This is a genomic window from Mesorhizobium sp. M4A.F.Ca.ET.022.05.2.1 (assembly GCF_003998845.1).
GTDB lineage: Bacteria > Pseudomonadota > Alphaproteobacteria > Rhizobiales > Rhizobiaceae > Mesorhizobium.
The window spans coordinates 1-16,547 of sequence record NZ_RZOJ01000097.1 but is presented as its reverse complement, the minus strand read 5'-3'; the positions used below and the strand labels follow the sequence as shown (position 1 = coordinate 16,547).

Sequence of the window (16,547 nt, the reverse complement as noted above, 5' to 3'; positions counted from 1 at the left end):
GAAGGCTGCGTTGGTGGCGCTGGTCTGACCGGCTTTGCCGGCTCCGGCCTGGCCGGCTTTGGCTCCAGCGTGACATTTATCGCCACCGGATCCCTGTCAAGCGCGCTGCCGGCAACCTTGTCTCCGGACTGGTCGCTGCCTTCCGATTGCTCCGAATCCGGCGATTTGAACGTGCTGGAAGGCGAGATCAGAAAGAACGCCGCCGCGGCGCCGTGGAGAATGCAGGAGACAATGACGGCAGCGGGCCATTTGCCGTTGCGGGCCGCCGCCTGCGCAAGTTCAGGCGGCTTGGCCGGCGCTATCGCCAGCTCGCTGCCGGCGTCGGAGAGGGGGATGATTTCCTGCATGTCGCGGGCCGGAAATTGCAGCGGCCTGCATGCAAAAGTCAAATCAAGATCATTTGCCCGCGGAGGTAACGCGCCGAGGCCGAGCAGCGGCCAGGCCACGGTCTCTTGCCTGAATGCGGGAAGCAGCCCCAATGCCGTCTCAGACCCCGAAGGCGATGGTGGTTCGGGTCGAGGTCTTCAGTCCGCGCATGCAGGCGGCGGGCTCCACGCTTGCGCCGGCGCATTCGGTCGCGCTGTTGATCAGCACGCGGCTGACGTTGGCGCAGTCGGTGCCGGCAAGATCGAAACGCGTCACCTTGGTCTTGCTTACGGGAAGGTCCTTGAAGTCGAGTACGGTCAGGCGGTCGACGACGCCGGCCTCGTTGAACAGGGCGATCTCGAAGGCCGTTTTCGACAGGTCGGCGCCGAGCGCGTTGTTGACCACGAAGGTCAGCCTGCAGCCCTTGTCGGAGGGCTGCGCGGCATTGAGTTCGAGGTTGAGTTGAGGAACCGGCGAGGACTGGGCCCACGCCGGCGCCGCTGCAAGCGACAAGGTCAGCAGACGAAGCAGTCCCGTCAAGCTTGTCATTGTCGTCAGCCTCCAAAGCGCATGGTCGCCGCCAGCTTCAACGTGATGCCGGGTTCGTAGAGGACGGCAGTCGTGCTGCCGTTCAGCGGGTTGGTGTATTTGACGTCGAACAGGTTGTCGGCGCGGAAGTCGAGTTTGAGATTGTCGGTCGCCTGGTAGCTGGCGAAGGCGTTGACCAGCGTATAGTCCTTGGCCACGGAGTTGCCCTTGGGCTTGCCGTTGTATTGCACCTCGCCGCCGACGGTCAGCTTGTCCTGGAGGAAACGAAGGCCGAGCTGCGCGGTGACCTGGGAGGAGGGGATGGTGGCAAGGTCGGCGCGCTCGCCTTCATAGGAAATGGTGTGGCCGTTGATGATCGAGGCCGAAAGCCCGGCATAACCCCAGCCGGCATCATAGACGCTTTCCAGTTCGAAGCCGTCGATCTTGGCCTTGGCGAAGTTCTGGTACTGGAAGCAAATCGGGATGCCGGGACCGAACGGGCAGCCGCTGGTCGGGTCGAAGGCCGAGAGCGTGACGCCGTCGATGTAGTCTTCGACATCGTTGTTGAAATAGGCGGCCTTGAGCCGCAGCGCGTCGCCGCCTTCGAAAATGTCGTTCCGCTTGTAGTTGACGCCGAACTCGACGGTCTTGCCGGTTTCTGGCTTGAGATTGGGGTTGGGCAGGAACGGGAAGGTGACGCCTGCCGGATGGTTGCCGCTGATCAGGGTCTCCGTCAGTGAGGGCGAGCGGTAGCCTTCCGCGTAGGTGCCATAGAACTGCAGGCCAGACAGGCTGGTGCTTTCGAAGGGCGAGACGCCGACGGTGATGCGCGGCGAAAGCCTGTCGCCGGACGTCTCGTTATCCGAATCCTTCAGGCTGTAGCTGTCGTAACGCAGGCCGGTGATGACCTCGAGCCATTCCCAGGTGAGCTTGTCCTGAACATATGCGCCCGAAACGTTGCGCTTGCCGGAGGGCGTGTAGAAGCTGTCGCCGCCGGCGGTGCCGCCCGTCTCGACATCGTCGCCGACCCAATCGCCGCCATAGGTCAGCTCGTGCGCGATGCCGGCGGTCTCGAAGCGAGAGGTGTTCCAGATGTCGATGCCGGTGGTGCCGACATCGAAGGTCGAGGTCGACCCCGCAGGCAATACGACGGGAAGACCGGTTTCCGGATCGAAGCGGTTTTGCGCGATGAGGCTGGTCAGATCGAGATTGGTCCTGTTGTAGGAGGCGTTGATGTGGAGGTCGAGCCAGCTCCTGGCGTCGTCGGTGATGTTGTAGCGGGCTGTAAATGTGTTCGACTTCAGGTCGACATCGTTGGCCGGCACGCCGCTGCTGGTCTCCGTCCAGCCGTCGCTGGAGCCGACCCAGCCGAGTTTCAACTCGCTGTTCTCGGTCGGGCGGATCGTGGTCTTGAGAAGGCCGCTCAGCACGTCGAAGCCGGTGCCTGCGACGTTGTCGCCGCCGCCATTCTTGTAGTCGTCATAATCGCGGTAGACGATGTTGCCGAGCACATCCCAGTTTTCGTTGAAGCGGTAGGCGCCGCTGGCGCTGGTGGTCCAGCCCTTGCCGTTGCTCTCATAGCGGCCGGTGAGCGAGCTAGCCCAGCTCTCCTGCGGCTTGAGGAAATCCTCGGCATCCTTGGTTTCGAAGAAGACGACGCCGCCGATGGCGCCGGAGCCATAGGTGTTGGCGACAGGGCCGCGGATCACGTCGACCGATTTGATAAGCTCTGGATCGACGTAGAAGGTCGACTGCGTACCATGGTCGGAGCGCTGGAAATCCTGCCTGGCGCCGTCGACGATGACCGCGACGCGGCCGAAATCCTGCAGGCCGCGGATGTTGATGCTGGAGCTGACGCGCCGCGCGTCGGCCTGCACGGCGACACCGGGCACGCCGAGCAGCATCTCGTTCGACGTCGTCGCCATGCGGCGATCGAGCTGCTCTCGGTCGACATGGCTGGCCGAGGCGAGCGACTGGATCGCCGTCTCGCCGGTGCGGCTGAGCACCAGGATCTTGTCGAGCAGCGTCGCCTCGGCCGGCTTCGTCTCTTCCGTCTTCTTTGCAGGATCGGCCTGCTGCTGGTCGCTTGCAGCCTGGGCGGCCTGCTGCGCGCTTGCCGGCGGGGTCAGGATCGCGATCGCCGCCGCGCCGGCCAGAAGCGCGGCCATTCCCCTTGCCATAGACCGTTGCGCCGAGCCCGCGTTCTCATACGCCAGACCCAGCCTTTGCCAATTCGCCAACCCCATGCCCCAACTCCAGATTCTAGGTTCGCTGCTGGCTGGCCCGAGGCTCGCTGGCATTTTTCATCACATCCGGCGCGTTAAATGTTGACTAATTTACTCCGGTATTGCACTGGTTATAAAACATGATTATTCGAGTCAAGAAATGAATCGGCATTTTATGCAGGCGTCCGGCCAGGTGGCCGGCACAGGGAAAGGACCGACCCAGATGAACACGCACAACGCAAACGATTTCCGCTATCGCGTCCGTCGTTCCGAAGACGTTGCCACCCGTTTCGACCGGGTTCCGCTGGCGGTGAGGACGCTCTCCAGCAACACGCTTTTCCAAGGCGAGCACGAGATCGGCATCGAGCACCATGGCGCGCTCTATCGGTTGAAGATCACCCGCCAGGGCAAGCTGATCCTCAACAAGTAAGCAGCAACCGACGACAGGCTGAAGGCAGGGGAAGCACATGGACCAGCGCGTGAAACCCACACCGCATGAAATCCGGCGGGCGCGGGAAGACAATCCGAAAGCGCGCGAGCGCGACCTTGCCGCCGAGCTCGGCATCTCGGAAGCTGAGCTCGTCGCGGCCCAAAGCGGGCAGGGCGTCGTGCGGGTCGAGCCGCGCGTCAACGATTTGCTGACCGGCCTCGAAGCTGTCGGCGAGGTGATGGCGCTGACCCGCAACGAGAGCGCCGTTCACGAGAAGATCGGCGTCTACGACAAGGTCGTCACCGGCAACCACAACGCCATGGTGCTCGGCGAGAACATCGACCTGCGCATCTTCCCGAAAGTCTGGGCCTACGGCTTTGCCGTCGAGAAGCGCGACGGCGGCGACATCCGCCGCAGCCTGCAGTTCTTCGATGCTTCGGGCGAGGCGGTGCACAAGGTGCATCTGAGGCCCGCCTCGAACCTCTACGCCTACCAGAAGCTGGTGGCGGAACTGGAATCGTCGAACCAGGAGCCGATCGTTTCCGTGTCGGCATGCGCGAGCGAGGAGGAGCCGGACGTCGAGGGGCAGGCGGCCAGCATCGACGATCTGCGCGACCGTTGGAGCAGGCTCACCGACGTGCATCAGTTCTTCGGCATGCTGAAGACGCTGAAGCTCAGCCGCCGCCAGGCGGTGCGCATGGTCGGCCAGGATTATGCCTGGCTGCTCGACAAGGATGCCGTAGCCGCCATGTTCCATCACGCCGCCGAAGGCGCGATGCCGATCATGTGCTTCGTCGGAAACCGCGGCTGCATCCAGATCCATTCCGGTCCGATCAAGGCGGTCAAGCCGATGGGGCCGTGGATCAACGTGCTCGACGAGACGTTCCACCTGCATCTCAGGAACGACCACATCCACGAGGTCTGGGCCGTGCGCAAGCCGACCAAGGACGGCCATGTTACCTCGCTCGAAGCCTATGGCGCCGACGGCAAGATGATCATCCAGTTCTTCGGCAAGCGCCACGAAGGCGAAGGCGAGCGCGACGACTGGCGCTTCCTCGCCGAGAACCTGCCGCGCATTCCAAGCCCGACCGCTGCCTGAGGAGGATGAACCATGGTTTCCTTCCCCAGTCTGTCGCGACCGAAGCTTGCTCAGGCAATCGGACTTTCGCTTCTTCTTGCCGTCCTGCCGGTTCGAGCCGAGGAAGCCGCGACCGTCTTCGCCGACACGTCGAAGATCGTCGCCATCGGCGGCTCGATCACCGAGATCGTCTACGCGCTCGGCGAAGAGGGCCATCTCGTCGCGCGCGACTCGACCAGCCGCTATCCGGAAGCCGCACTCAAGCTGCCCGACGTCGGCTACATGCGCCAGCTGTCGCCGGAAGGCGTGCTGTCGGTCAATCCATCGGGAATACTGGCCTTGCACGGCAGCGGCCCGAAGGAAGCGGTCGAGGTGCTGAAGAAGTCGAACGTTCCGTTCATCGATGTGCCCGAACACTACACCCATGACGGGATCCTGGAGAAGATCCGCGTCGTCGGCAAGGCGCTCGGCGTCGATGCCAAGGCGGACAGGCTGGCCGCCGAGGTCGACGCCCGGCTGAAGGCCGCCGAGCAGCAGACGGCATCGAACAAGGAGCGTAAGCGCATCCTGTTCGTGCTGTCGACGCAGGGCGGCAAGATTCTTGCCGCCGGCAGCGAAACCGCCGCCGATGGCATCGTCAATCTGGCCGGCGGCGTCAATGCGGTCGAAGGCTTCTCCGGCTACAAGCAGATGTCGGACGAGGCGATCGTCACCGCCAGGCCGGACGTCATCCTGATGATGGACAATGCCGGACCGGCGGTGTCCGACGACGAGCTGTTCTCGAACCCGTCCATCGCCTCGACGCCGGCCGGTGCTGCCCGCAAGGTCATCCGCATGGATGGCGGCTACCTGCTCGGCTTCGGACCGCGCACGGCAGAAGCCATCCGTGACCTTGCCGTTTCGCTCTATGACGGCCAGGTCACGGACTGATCATGGCGGATCAATCGATCGCCGGCGCGGCGGGCAGGATGGCGACGGTCGATGGCGACCGCTCGCCGCGCGCTCGTCTCGTCATACTGCCTTTTTGCCTGGCGCTCGTCGTCTCGGTGCTGCTGTCGCTGACATCGGGCGCCTCCGACGCCTCGGCTGTCGGCGTCGTTCGTGACTGGCTCACCGGTGCGGTGCCCGGCGACGCGGCATTGAGCGCCCGCGACCGGCTGATCGTCTACGACATCCGCTTGCCGCGCGTCCTGCTCGGAGTATTGATCGGCGCCGCACTCGCCGTGTCAGGGGCGGTAATGCAAGGGCTGTTCCGCAATCCGCTCGCCGATCCCGGCCTGATCGGCGTCTCGGCCGGGTCCAGCCTTGGCGCCGTCGCCGTCATCGTGCTCGGCTCGACCTGGCTTGCGCCATTCACCCTGGCGCTCGGCACGCTGGCCTTGCCGCTCGCGGCGTTCGCTGGCGGGCTGGCGGTGACGCTGCTGCTCTATCGCGTTGCGACCAGGCATGGCCGCACCTCGGTCGCCTCCATGCTACTTGCCGGCCTTGCGCTGGCCGCGCTCGCCATGGCGCTGATCGGCATATTGGTCTTCATGGCCGACGACCGGCAGTTGCGCGACCTGACCTTCTGGCAACTCGGCTCGCTCGCCGGGGCGACCTGGCAAAAGATCGGCTCCGTCAGGCCAGTCATCGTTCTGGCGCTGTCGTCAATGCCGTTCCTGGCGCGCGGCCTCAACGCGCTGGCGCTGGGCGAAGCCACCGCCGGCCATTTGGGCATTCCGGTGCAGCGGCTGAAATACACGGCCATCATCGGCGTCTCGGCGGCGGTCGGCGCATCGGTGGCGGCGAGCGGCGGCATCGGCTTTGTCGGCATCGTCGTGCCGCATCTGCTGCGGCTGCTGATCGGGCCGGACAACCGCTATCTTCTGCCGGCGTCGGCCTTGCTCGGCGCCTCGCTGCTGCTGCTGGCCGACGCGGTTGCCCGCACCATCGTAGCGCCCGCCGAACTGCCGATCGGCATCGTCACGGCGGTCGCCGGCGCGCCGTTCTTCCTGTGGATCCTGCTGCGCAAGCGCGGCGTGATCGACCTGTGAGGTTGGCATGATCGAAGCGCGCGATGTCTCGGTGGCGATCGGCGGCAGGAGCATCGTCGCCCATGTCGACTTCGTGGCGCCGCCGGGCGAGATCACGGCCATCGTCGGGCCCAACGGGTCCGGCAAGACGACCTTCCTCAAGGCGCTGTCGGGGGAGCTTGCCTATACGGGCGGCATTGCGCTCAACGGGCGCGACCTCACGGCGATGAAGCCGGTGCAGGCGGCGACCTATCGCGCCGTGCTGCCGCAGGCGACGACATTGTCGTTTCCGTTCACGGTGCGCGAGATCGTCAGGCTCGGCCTTGTCGGCGGACGCTCCGGCGTGCTGCCCGGCGAGGACGCGCGACTGCCCGAACGGGCGCTGGCCCGCGTCGATCTCGACGGCTTTGCCGGACGCTTCTACCAGGAGCTTTCAGGTGGCGAGCAGCAGCGCGTGCAGCTTGCCCGCGTGCTCTGCCAGGTCTGGGCGCCGGTGCTCGACGGCAAGCCACGTTACCTGTTCCTCGACGAGCCGGTGTCCAGCCTCGACGTCAAGCACCAACTGATCATCATGGACATTGCCCGCGACTTCGCCAGGCGCGGCGGCGGCGTGGTGGCCATCCTGCACGATCTCAACCTGACCGCCATGTATTCCGACCGCACCCACGTCATGCATCGCGGCCGGCTCGCCGCGGCGGGCGCGCCGGGAGATGTGCTGACCGACGAGCTGATCGAGACGGTGTTCGATTGCCGCCTGAAGGTTGGCGCGTTGCCCGCGGCCAATATGCCGTTCGTGCTGCCGCAGTCAGCGGCCTAGCCGCGGATAGCAATCAGGCGGCGGGGGCGCGCTGCTCCAGCATGTCGATGCCAAGCAGATGGCGCACGTTCGGGCGCGCCGCCACCAGATCGGCGATGGTGTAGCGCGACAGCACGGCAAAGAAGGCGTTGAGTGCCTCGCGCAGCGCCGAGTTCAGCACGCAGCTGTCGACCAGCGGGCATTCGGCCGCGTCGTTCTCGAAGCATTCGGCCATGGCGAAGCTCTCTTCGGTCACCCGCACGACGTCGAACAGGCTGATCTGCTCGGCCGGACGGCCAAGCCTGACGCCGCCATTCCTGCCACGAACCGTCTCGACCAGACCGTGCTCGACCAGCGGCTGCAGAATCTTGAACAGGAACAGCTCCGACACCGAATAGGCCGCGGCAATCTCGGGGATGCGGCTCAACCGTTCGGTGTTGGCGGCGCAATACATCAGGATGCGCATGGCGTAGTTGGTCTGGCGCGTCAGCCGCATTTCGTCCTCATGAACCAGTAGCTTGGACCCAATATGGCCTATACCTTGGAACAATTCCAGACTGGCGGCGCACGATAGATGAATAAACGCGTCAACTTTATGTGCATGGTGGCGCAAATTGTGAGCCGGACAGGGTATGGCGGGCATTTGGCCGGCGACGACCCTAGATAAGATCGCAACATCGATCAGGAGCGGCTCAGCATGTCACAAGCGGCCCCGGCCATGAACCATGTCCGATTCGACACCGACGCCGATGCCAAGCTTGCGGCGCTGCGGCGCACCAAGCTGGTGGCCGCCACGGCGCTGGCGCTTTGCGTTCTGGTCTTCGGGCTCGCCAAGTCGCTCGAGGGCGCTTATCCGTGGCTCGGCTTCGTCGCTGCCTTCGCCGAGGCGGCAACCATCGGCGGCCTCGCCGACTGGTATGCGGTGGTGGCGCTGTTCAGGCGGCCGCTGGGCCTGCCGATCCCGCACACGGCCATCATCCCGGAGAACAAGGAGCGCATCGCCGACAATCTTGGTCGCTTCATCGAGGTCAATTTCCTGGCGCCGGAGCCGGTGCGCGAGAAGCTGGCCGAGGTCGACTTTTCCGCTTTGGTCGCCGACTGGCTGGCCGATGCCGAGCGCGCCGCCGGCCTGTCGCGCTTTGTCGCCCGCCTGGTGCCGCAGACGCTTGCCGCTGTCGAACAGTCCGGCCTGCGCGGCTTTGTCACCAGCCGCATGCTGGATGAGGTCGAGAAGGTGCCGCTGGCGCCGCTTGCCGCCGAGCTCCTGTCGACGCTCACCGACGATCGCCGTCACCAGAAACTGTTCGACGAATTCACCAGGGTGATCGGCCGCTTCCTCAACGACGAGGAGGCGCTCTCCGCCATGCGCGAGAAGATCCGCGAGGAATTGCCGTCGCTGTTCAACCTGTTTCGCGCCGATGCCTATCTGCTCAAGAAGATCGTAGCCTCAGCCGGCACGCTGCTCGAGGAGGTGAGGACCGATCCCGACCACCCGATGCGGGCCGAGTTCGACCGGTTTGCGAAGACTTTCATCGAGCGGCTGAGGACGTCGAAGCAATATGCCAGGCGGACCGAGCAACTGAAGCGCGATTTCCTGGCGCGGCCGGAAATGAAGGCGCTGGCCGGCGGCATGTGGGAAAGCCTGCGGCAGTTCATCGAGCAGGACGCTCAGGCCGAGAATTCCCTGATCCGCGCCCACCTCGCCAACATGTTCGTCGAGGTCGGCCGCCATCTGGCCAGCGACGCGCGGATCAGGGCCGACATGAACCAGGGGTTCGTGGTGGCGCTGTCGTCCTTCGTCGAGAGCCAGAAGAGCGGCGTGTCGAAATTCATCGCCGACCAGGTCAAACGCTGGGATCTTGGCCAACTCACCCGGCTGATCGAGATGAACATCGGCAAGGACCTGCAATATATCCGCTTCAACGGCATGGTCATCGGCGGCCTTGCCGGCATCGTGCTTTACACGGCCGAGCGGTTGTTCCTCGTCAATTGACGCAAGCGTGGCGTGCTCTATTCTTCTGTCAGGGAAGGCCTTCGCGGCAGATTGGGGAGCAGAAGCCATGGCGAAACAACCGGACTCCGACTCGTTCCTGGACATGTTCAGCAGATTCGGCCGCGACCTGAAGATGCCGAATGTCGATGTCGAAGCCATAATCAGCCACCACCGCAAGAATCTCGAAGCGCTCGAAAAGTCCGCCAGGGCAGGCGCGGCCGGAGCGTCCTCGTTGCTTACGCGGCAACGCGAGATGGTGCAGGAGGCGCTGCGCGAGATCACCGATCTGGCACAAAATTACCGGGCACCCGGCAATCCGCAGGAATTGATGACGAGGCAGGCGGAGTTCGCCCGCAAATCCTTCGAGACGGCGCTGAAGAATGCCGGCGAGGTGGCTGAAATGGCCAGGAAATCCGGCACGGAATCCATCGAGATCCTGCGCGAGCGCATCAAGGACGCGATGGCCGAAATTCGCTCCGGCTACGAGAAGAAGTGACTTTTCCAGTCAGCTTCGCTTTGCTGCCTGCCAGATATGATCGTGCATTTCGGGCGGTAAGTCCCGGGCGCGCGGAGGCCGCGCTTGCCTTCCGGCGACACTGTGGATGAGCTGCCACCCACGGCGGCAAAACGCGGCCTGCCGGAACCGAATTGCCCGGCGGCGAATTGACAGGGGGCTCCGCTTCGTGGTCGGGAGACGGGCGAAACGATCGGGAAAGCAGGAATGACGGAAGCACGGCCGAGGACGCCGCCGACCTTCGAGCAGCTGAGGACGATGGCCGGGCTGGAAGTCGGCGTGTCGGAATGGACGACGGTCGACCAGCACCGTATCGACCAGTTCGCCGAATGCACCGGCGACCACCAGTGGATCCATGTTGACCCTGAAAGGGCGAAGCGGCAGAGCCCGTTCCGCACCACGATCGCGCATGGCTATCTGACGCTGTCGATCATCGGCGCGCTGGCACTCGACATGGGCATCGTACCCGAAAACACCCAGGCCGCCTTCAATTACGGCTTCGACAAGGTCCGCTTCCTGTCTCCGGTTAGAGTCGGATCGAGAATACGGCTCCGCACCACCCTGCTGTCGATGGAGGACAAGGGCCCCGGCCAGTATCTGATGAAGGCCGCCAATACGGTCGAGATCGAGGGCGAGCAGAAGCCGGCCCTGACCGCCGAGACGCTGGTCATGCTCTACGAGCGCCGCAAGCGGGCTTAGGCAAGATCCTTGCGCTTGGCGCCCGCCCGCCGGCTGAACAGGGCAAGGCCGAGCGCAACCAGCGCAAGCGCCATCGCGACTCGGAACGTGACCTGCATCCCTAGCAGGGTTGCCGATGGGGCTGAAGCCGTCGCGCCTGCTCCGGCGGATGCCGCGGCGAATATCGCACCCATCGCCGATGCGCCGGTGATCAGGCCGAGATTGCGCGACAGGTTGACGAGGCCGGAGATGACGCCGCGCTGGTTGGTGGTCGCGCCGCCCATCACCGCGGCATTGTTCGCGGTCTGGAACAGGGCGTAGCCGCTGCTCAGCGCCAGGATCGGCACGACGTAGCCGGCAATGCCGAACGCGATCCGGATCGACGAGAGGGCAAACGTGCCGAGAACGAGCGAGGCCAAGCCGGCGATCATCGTCGGCTGGGCACCGAAGCGGTCGACCAGCCGCCCCGCCGGCACCGCAGCCAGCGTCGCGACCAACGGTGCCGTGGACATAACCAGGCCGACGGTGGCGGGGTCGAGGCCCAGCGCTCTGGAGAGATAGAACGGCGCGACCACCAACTGGCCCATCACCACGGTCGAGACGACGACGCTCATGGCGAGGCTTGCGGTCAGCATGCGGTCGCCGAATGCAGCCAGGCGGACGAGCGGCGTTTGGACCTTCAATTCCGTCACGATGAACAAGGCGACGCCAAGGGCGGCAACGGCAAGCAGGCCGAGATTGAGCAGACCAAAGCTGCCCTTGCCCAGTGTCATGGCCAGCGCATAGGCGGCCAGCGTCAAGGCGAGCAGAACCGTCCCAGGAGTATCGAAGGTGCTTCGTCCTGGCCCGGACCTGCCTTCGTTGGGCAGCGCGCGCCAGGCAAGCGCGGAAGCCAGCATGCCGAGCGGCACATTGACCAGGAAGATCGCCCGCCAGCCGGCGCCGGCGATCAGTAACCCGCCGAGCGACGGGCCAAGCATGGTGCCGATCGACGACATGGCGCCGAGCAGGCCCATGGCGCTGCCGATCCTGTCCTTGGGGACGGTGCCGGCGACGAAGGCCAGCGTCAGCGCCATCATCACCGCCGCGCCAAGGCCTTGCGCGGCCCGCGCCGCGATCAACAGCCCAAGCGTCGGCGCCAGCGCGCAGAGCGCCGAGGCGATCGTGAACAGGGCGATGCCGCCGAGCAGCAGCGGCCGGCGGCCGACAATGTCGGCCAGCCGCCCGGCGCTGACGATCATGGTGGTGATGGCAAGCAGGTAGGCCAGCACCACCCATTGCACGGACTGGAACGAGGCGCCGAACGCCTGCATCAGGGCCGGCAGGCCGACGCTGGCGATGCTGGTGCCGAGCGAGGGCAACAGCGTGGCAAGCGACAGGCTGGCCAGCGCCCATCCGACCCGCGTGGGCGCAGCGCGGCCATTCCAGCTGCTCTCGGTTCCAATTTTTTCCGCAATGTCCGCCAAGATTTTGCTCCTTTGCCCTGGCATTGCCGGTGGCACCGCCAAGGCCGATCTGTCGGCCGGTCGTACGCTTGTGGCTGGCATGGCGGAAGACGCAGTATTTGCATCTTATTCATGCATGCGACGCCATATATCCATGCTATGGTCCGGGCATGCCGTCGCCCGACCTCAACCTGCTTGTCGCGCTGGATGTCCTGCTGAACGAAGGCAGCGTGGCGCGCGCCGCGCAAAGGCTGCGCCTCAGCCCGTCGGCGATGAGCCGCACGCTGGCGCGCCTGCGCGAGGCGACCGGCGATCCGCTGCTGGTCCGCGCCGGCCGGGGCCTTGTGCCGACGCCGCGCGCGCAGGAATTGCGGCTGCAGGTGGGCCGCGTGGTCGAGGAGGGCGAAGCTCTACTGCGCCCCGCCAGGCTGCTAGACCTGCAAGGCCTGGATCGGACTTTCACGCTGCGCACCAATGAGAGCTTCGTCGAGGAGTTCGGGCCGCGGCTTGTCGCCAGCGTCGGCGCGCAAGCTCCCAATGTGCGGCTGCGTTTCGCGCCGAAGTCCGACAAGGACGTCGCTTCGCTGCGCGACGCGACCATCGATCTGGAGATCGGCGTCGCCGGCGAGACCGGACCCGAGATCCGCATCCAGACGCTCTTTCGCGACCGCTTCATCGGCGCGGCGCGGGCCGGCCATCCGCTGAGCCAGGGCGCCGTCACGCCGGAGCGCTTCGCGGCCGGCCGCCACATCAGCGTTTCGAGGCGCGGCCGCGAGAGGGGACCGATCGACGAGGCGCTGGAACAGCTTGGGCTGCGGCGGACCGTGGTATCCATGGTGTCGGGCTTTTCGGCGGCACTCGCCCTGGCGCGCGCGTCCGACCTGATCGCCAGCGTCCCTGAGCGGCACACCGAAGGGGCGCGCGCCGGCATGTTCAGCTTTGCCTTGCCGGTCGCGACGGCGGAGGTGACCATCTCGATGCTCTGGCACCCGCGCCTCGACGCCGATCCGGCGCAACGCTGGCTGCGCGATTGCGTGCGGGAGATTTGCGCGGCGCGCTGACCGGACTACCCGGACATCGCCGCTGCGAGCGCCGTGAAGATGTGTTCGTCACCCGACTGGGCGACGTTGAAGCGCAGGAAGCGGCTGGCCGTTCCGGACAGGCTGAACGCATTGCCGGGCGCCAGCACGACATTGTCGGTCAGCGCGCGGCGGGCGACTTCGGCTGCATCCACGCCCTCCGGCAGGCTGCACCACAGGAACAGGCCGGCCGGCTGGTCGATCCACGGCGTGATGCCGATCGACTTCAGGCGGGCACTCGTTTCGGCCATGGCGCGCGCAAGCCGGATGCGCAACGCCTCGACATGCTTGCGGTAGCTGCCGTCCTTCAGCAGGGTCAGCACCAGTTCGGCCGCCAGCCTGCCGCCGCCGAAGGTCGTGGCGATCTTGAGATCGGTGAGCTGCTCGATCCAGTCGCGGGGCGCGGCGATGAAGCCGCAGCGCACCGAGGCCGACAGCGTCTTGGAGAAGCTGCCGATCTGGACGACGCGGTTGAGGCCATCGAACGCCGCCAGGCGCGGGGCCGGGCTATGCTCGAAATCGGCGAAGATATCGTCCTCGACGATGGTGAGGTCGGCCTGGTCGGCGAGCTTGAGCAGCCGGTGGGCGGTGACCGGCGACAGGATCGCGCCTGTCGGATTGTGGATGCCGGAATTGGTGATGTAGAGGCGCGGCCGGTGCTCGGCCAGCACCTCGGCGAACAGGTCGATGTCCGGGCCCGACGGTGTGTAGGGAACGCTGACGACCTTGGCGCGATGGGCGCGCAGCAAGGCGTGGAAGTTGAAATAACAGGGGTCGTCGACCAGCACGGTGTCGCCGGGTTCGATCAGAAAGCGGCACAGGAGATCGATGGCCTGGGTGCCCGATTCCGTCAGCATGATCTGTTCGGGCGAGGCTTCGATGCCATGCCCGGCCATGCGCCGCACCAGCAAGTGCCGCAACGGCGCCAGGCCGAGCGGCGTACCGTAATCGGCAAGCGCGACATCGTCGGCGCGAGCCGCCGTGCGCAGCGCCCGCCGCAAGGCGGCCTGCGGCATCCATGCGGCTGGCAGCCAGCCGCAGCCGGGTTTTAGCACCTCGTCGCCGGCTTCCAGCGACTGGCGCGAGACCCAGAGCGGATCGACCTCGCGGTCAAGCCGGGGGCCGATCTCGGCCAGCGACAAGGGCGCCAGCTGGCCGGCGGCGTAGAAGCCCGACCCCGGGCGCGAGCGGATCGTGCCTTCGGCGGCGAGCCTCTCATAGGCCTCGACGACGGTGGATTTCGAAACTCGCATGGATTTGGCGAAGGCGCGGATCGACGGCAGCCGCGCCCCAGGCGTCAGGCTGCGGGCAGCGATCCGCTGACGGATGGTCGCCATGACAGTTTCGACAAGCGTGGTTGCGGCAAAAGTGCGCGCAGCGTCGGGTTCCAGAGCGAGTTCGGTCATCTGTATTGCCCAATCGGCCATTACAGTTTTGCAAAACTGTACCGCATTGTCTCTGGCCGCACCATAGGGCTCTGCCCGATAGAGGGCGAAAGAGATGAGGCCTGCAATGGACAAGACCGCGAGTGGCTGGGTGAACGGATTCATCGGCGTGTTGATTTTCAGTGGCTCGCTGCCGGCGACGCGCGTGGCGGTTGCGGATCTCGATCCGACATTCCTGACCTCGGCCCGAGCGGCGATTGCCGGCCTGCTTGGCCTGGCGATGCTCGCCTTGTTCCGGCAGAAGCGGCCGGAGCGCGAGGATCTGCTGTCGCTGGCGATCGTCGCACTGGGTGTGGTCGTTGGTTTTCCGCTGCTCACGGCGCTGGCGCTCAAGCATGTCACCTCGGCCCACTCCATCATCTTCGTCGGCCTGCTGCCGCTGGCGACGGCGATCTTCGGCGTGCTGCGCGGCGGCGACCGTCCAAGACCGGCATTCTGGCTGTTCTCATGCCTCGGCAGCGCGCTGGTGGCGGGTTTTGCTCTGACGCAAGGCGTGACCGCATCGCCGGTCGGCGACGGCCTGATGCTGGCTGCCATCATCGCCTGCGGACTGGGCTATGCCGAGGGTGCAGCGCTGTCGCGCAGATTGGGCGGCTGGCAGGTGATCTGCTGGGCTTTGGTGCTGTCGCTGCCGATCACGCTGGTGCTGACCTTTGCGACGCTGCCGCCATCCTTCGCCGACGTCGGCTCAAGCGCCTGGATCGGTCTCGCCTATGTCTCGCTGTTCAGCATGCTGATTGGTTTCGTGTTCTGGTATCGCGGCCTTGCGCAAGGCGGCATCGCCGCCGTCGGCCAGTTGCAACTGCTGCAGCCCTTCTTCGGCCTGGCGCTGGCGGCGACGCTGCTGCACGAGCAGGTCAGCCCGCTGATGTTGGTCGTCACGCTCGGCGTAGTGCTGTGCGTCGTCGGCGCCAAGAAATTCGCAAAGCAGGAGTTGCCGAGACGCGCGGCTTCGGCGTGACGGCGCCATCCGCACCTAGAACTTCGTCACCACGCCGATGCCGATGCCCTCGAAGCCGCCCATCGCCATCAAGGCCGCGGGCGCTTCTTCGAGGCTGATCTTCTTGCCGACCAGAAGTTCCGGCTTCAGCTTGCCGGTGCGGATCATCTCCATCATCGCCGTATAGCGGTACGCCTGCATGCCGTGGCTGCCGAGAATCTCGAGCTCGAAGGCGATCACCTTGTCCATCGGCACCTGCGGGCGCGCGTCGTCGGCCAGCATCAGGCCGACCTGAACGTGACGGCCGCGCCGGCGCAGATTGGCGATCGAGTTGAACGAGGTGGTCGGGTGACCGAGCGCGTCCATGGACATGTGCGCGCCGCCATTGGTGATCTGCTTGACCGCCTTGACCACGTTGGGCGTGTTCGAGGCATTGATGGTCGCCACGGCGCCGATCTTCCTGGCGAAGTCCAGCTTCTCGTCGGTGAGGTCGATGGCGATGACGTTGGCGCCCATCGAACTGGCGATCATGATCGCCGACAGGCCGACGCCGCCGCAGCCATGCACGGCCACCCATTCGCCCGGCTTCACCCGGCCCTGGTCGACGATAGCGCGGAAGGAGGTGACGAAGCGGCAGCCGAGGCTGGCGGCGGTGGCGAAGTCCATCTCGTCCGGCAGGCGCACCAGGTTGGTGTCGGCATGGTCGATGGCGACATATTCGGCGAAGGAACCCCAGCCGGTGAAGCCCGGCTGCGTCTGGTGCTCGCAGACCTGGTGATTGCCCGACGTGCATTCGAAGCAGCGGCCGCAGCCGACGGCGAACGGCACGGTGACACGGTCGCCGGCTTTCCAGCGGGTCACGCGCTTGCCGGCGGCGACGACAATGCCGGCCAGTTCGTGGCCGGGCACATGCGGCAGGGTGATGCCGTCATCATGGCCCATCCAGCCGTGCCAGTCGCTGCGGCAAAGCCCGGTCGCCTCGACCTTGATGACGACGCCTTCCGGGGCGGGCTTGGGG

Annotated in this window: 16 protein-coding genes and 1 pseudogene; 10 read left to right on the top strand and 7 right to left on the bottom strand. The window is 65.6% G+C overall.

Going from position 1 to position 16,547, the window contains the following annotated elements:
• The 3 genes and pseudogenes from EN745_RS13480 to EN745_RS13470 all read right to left on the bottom strand — a co-directional run.
• Nucleotides 1-347 (bottom strand): annotated as a pseudogene (locus tag EN745_RS13480) (energy transducer TonB); the annotation flags it as partial.
• 139 nt (nt 348-486) lie between these two features.
• Nucleotides 487-915: a hypothetical protein gene (locus tag EN745_RS13475; RefSeq protein ID WP_127421473.1), complete on the bottom strand. Its 429-nt coding sequence runs from the start codon at nt 913-915 to the stop codon at nt 487-489.
• Nucleotides 916-920: 5 nt separating this feature from the next.
• A complete protein-coding gene (locus tag EN745_RS13470; protein WP_245487711.1) occupies nt 921-3,062 on the bottom strand; it encodes a TonB-dependent hemoglobin/transferrin/lactoferrin family receptor in 2,142 nt (713 codons plus the stop codon).
• A gap of 280 nt (nt 3,063-3,342) precedes the next feature.
• On the opposite strand from EN745_RS13470, the gene hemP reads away from it, so the two are divergent.
• The 5 genes from hemP to EN745_RS13445 are packed head-to-tail and all read left to right on the top strand — an operon-like array spanning nt 3,343 to nt 7,456.
• Entirely contained in the window at nt 3,343-3,549 is a 207-nt protein-coding gene (gene hemP / locus EN745_RS13465) for a hemin uptake protein HemP (RefSeq protein ID WP_126054152.1), read from the top strand.
• Nucleotides 3,550-3,586: 37 nt separating this feature from the next.
• Nucleotides 3,587-4,648 (top strand): hemin-degrading factor, encoded by a 1,062-nt coding sequence (locus EN745_RS13460; protein WP_127421471.1) that lies wholly within the window; start codon nt 3,587-3,589, stop codon nt 4,646-4,648.
• A gap of 12 nt (nt 4,649-4,660) precedes the next feature.
• Nucleotides 4,661-5,557: a hemin ABC transporter substrate-binding protein gene (locus EN745_RS13455; protein WP_127421470.1), complete on the top strand. Its 897-nt coding sequence runs from the start codon at nt 4,661-4,663 to the stop codon at nt 5,555-5,557.
• Nucleotides 5,558-5,559: 2 nt separating this feature from the next.
• Nucleotides 5,560-6,660, top strand: coding sequence for an iron ABC transporter permease (locus EN745_RS13450; protein ID WP_127421469.1), 1,101 nt, complete (start codon nt 5,560-5,562; stop codon nt 6,658-6,660).
• A gap of 7 nt (nt 6,661-6,667) precedes the next feature.
• Entirely contained in the window at nt 6,668-7,456 is a 789-nt protein-coding gene (locus EN745_RS13445) for a heme ABC transporter ATP-binding protein (protein WP_127421468.1), read from the top strand.
• Between the two features lie 13 nt (nt 7,457-7,469).
• On the opposite strand, the gene rirA is transcribed toward EN745_RS13445, so the two are convergent.
• A complete protein-coding gene (gene rirA, locus EN745_RS13440; protein WP_126054157.1) occupies nt 7,470-7,931 on the bottom strand; it encodes an iron-responsive transcriptional regulator RirA in 462 nt (153 codons plus the stop codon).
• Between the two features lie 201 nt (nt 7,932-8,132).
• On the opposite strand from rirA, the gene EN745_RS13435 reads away from it, so the two are divergent.
• The 3 genes from EN745_RS13435 (at nt 8,133) to EN745_RS13425 (ending at nt 10,641) form a co-directional block, all read left to right on the top strand.
• Nucleotides 8,133-9,428: a DUF445 domain-containing protein gene (locus tag EN745_RS13435; RefSeq protein WP_127421467.1), complete on the top strand. Its 1,296-nt coding sequence runs from the start codon at nt 8,133-8,135 to the stop codon at nt 9,426-9,428.
• Between the two features lie 67 nt (nt 9,429-9,495).
• On the top strand, nt 9,496-9,924 hold the full coding sequence (locus tag EN745_RS13430; RefSeq protein WP_127421466.1) for a phasin family protein: 429 nt from the start codon (nt 9,496-9,498) through the stop codon (nt 9,922-9,924).
• Nucleotides 9,925-10,149: 225 nt separating this feature from the next.
• A complete protein-coding gene (locus EN745_RS13425; protein ID WP_126054160.1) occupies nt 10,150-10,641 on the top strand; it encodes a MaoC family dehydratase in 492 nt (163 codons plus the stop codon).
• On the opposite strand, the gene EN745_RS13420 is transcribed toward EN745_RS13425, so the two are convergent.
• Nucleotides 10,638-12,065 carry an MFS transporter gene (locus EN745_RS13420; protein WP_245487712.1) on the bottom strand — a complete coding sequence of 476 codons (1,428 nt, stop codon included), beginning with the start codon at nt 12,063-12,065 and terminating at the stop codon, nt 10,638-10,640. The genes EN745_RS13425 and EN745_RS13420 overlap by 4 nt on opposite strands.
• A gap of 170 nt (nt 12,066-12,235) precedes the next feature.
• Between EN745_RS13420 and EN745_RS13415 the strand changes: the two genes are divergently transcribed.
• Entirely contained in the window at nt 12,236-13,126 is an 891-nt protein-coding gene (locus EN745_RS13415) for a LysR family transcriptional regulator (protein ID WP_126054162.1), read from the top strand.
• A 5-nt stretch (nt 13,127-13,131) separates the two neighbouring features.
• Here EN745_RS13415 and EN745_RS13410 read toward each other — a convergent pair whose 3' ends face one another.
• Nucleotides 13,132-14,550 carry a PLP-dependent aminotransferase family protein gene (locus EN745_RS13410; protein WP_127421464.1) on the bottom strand — a complete coding sequence of 473 codons (1,419 nt, stop codon included), beginning with the start codon at nt 14,548-14,550 and terminating at the stop codon, nt 13,132-13,134.
• Between the two features lie 106 nt (nt 14,551-14,656).
• Between EN745_RS13410 and EN745_RS13405 the strand changes: the two genes are divergently transcribed.
• The gene (locus EN745_RS13405) at nt 14,657-15,550 is read left to right on the top strand and encodes a DMT family transporter (RefSeq protein WP_126054164.1); all 894 of its coding nucleotides are present in this window, start codon (nt 14,657-14,659) and stop codon (nt 15,548-15,550) included.
• Nucleotides 15,551-15,565: 15 nt separating this feature from the next.
• On the opposite strand, the gene EN745_RS13400 is transcribed toward EN745_RS13405, so the two are convergent.
• Nucleotides 15,566-16,547, bottom strand: a 982-nt coding sequence (locus tag EN745_RS13400; RefSeq protein ID WP_127421463.1) for a zinc-dependent alcohol dehydrogenase family protein, incomplete at its 5' end; no start/stop codon positions are given.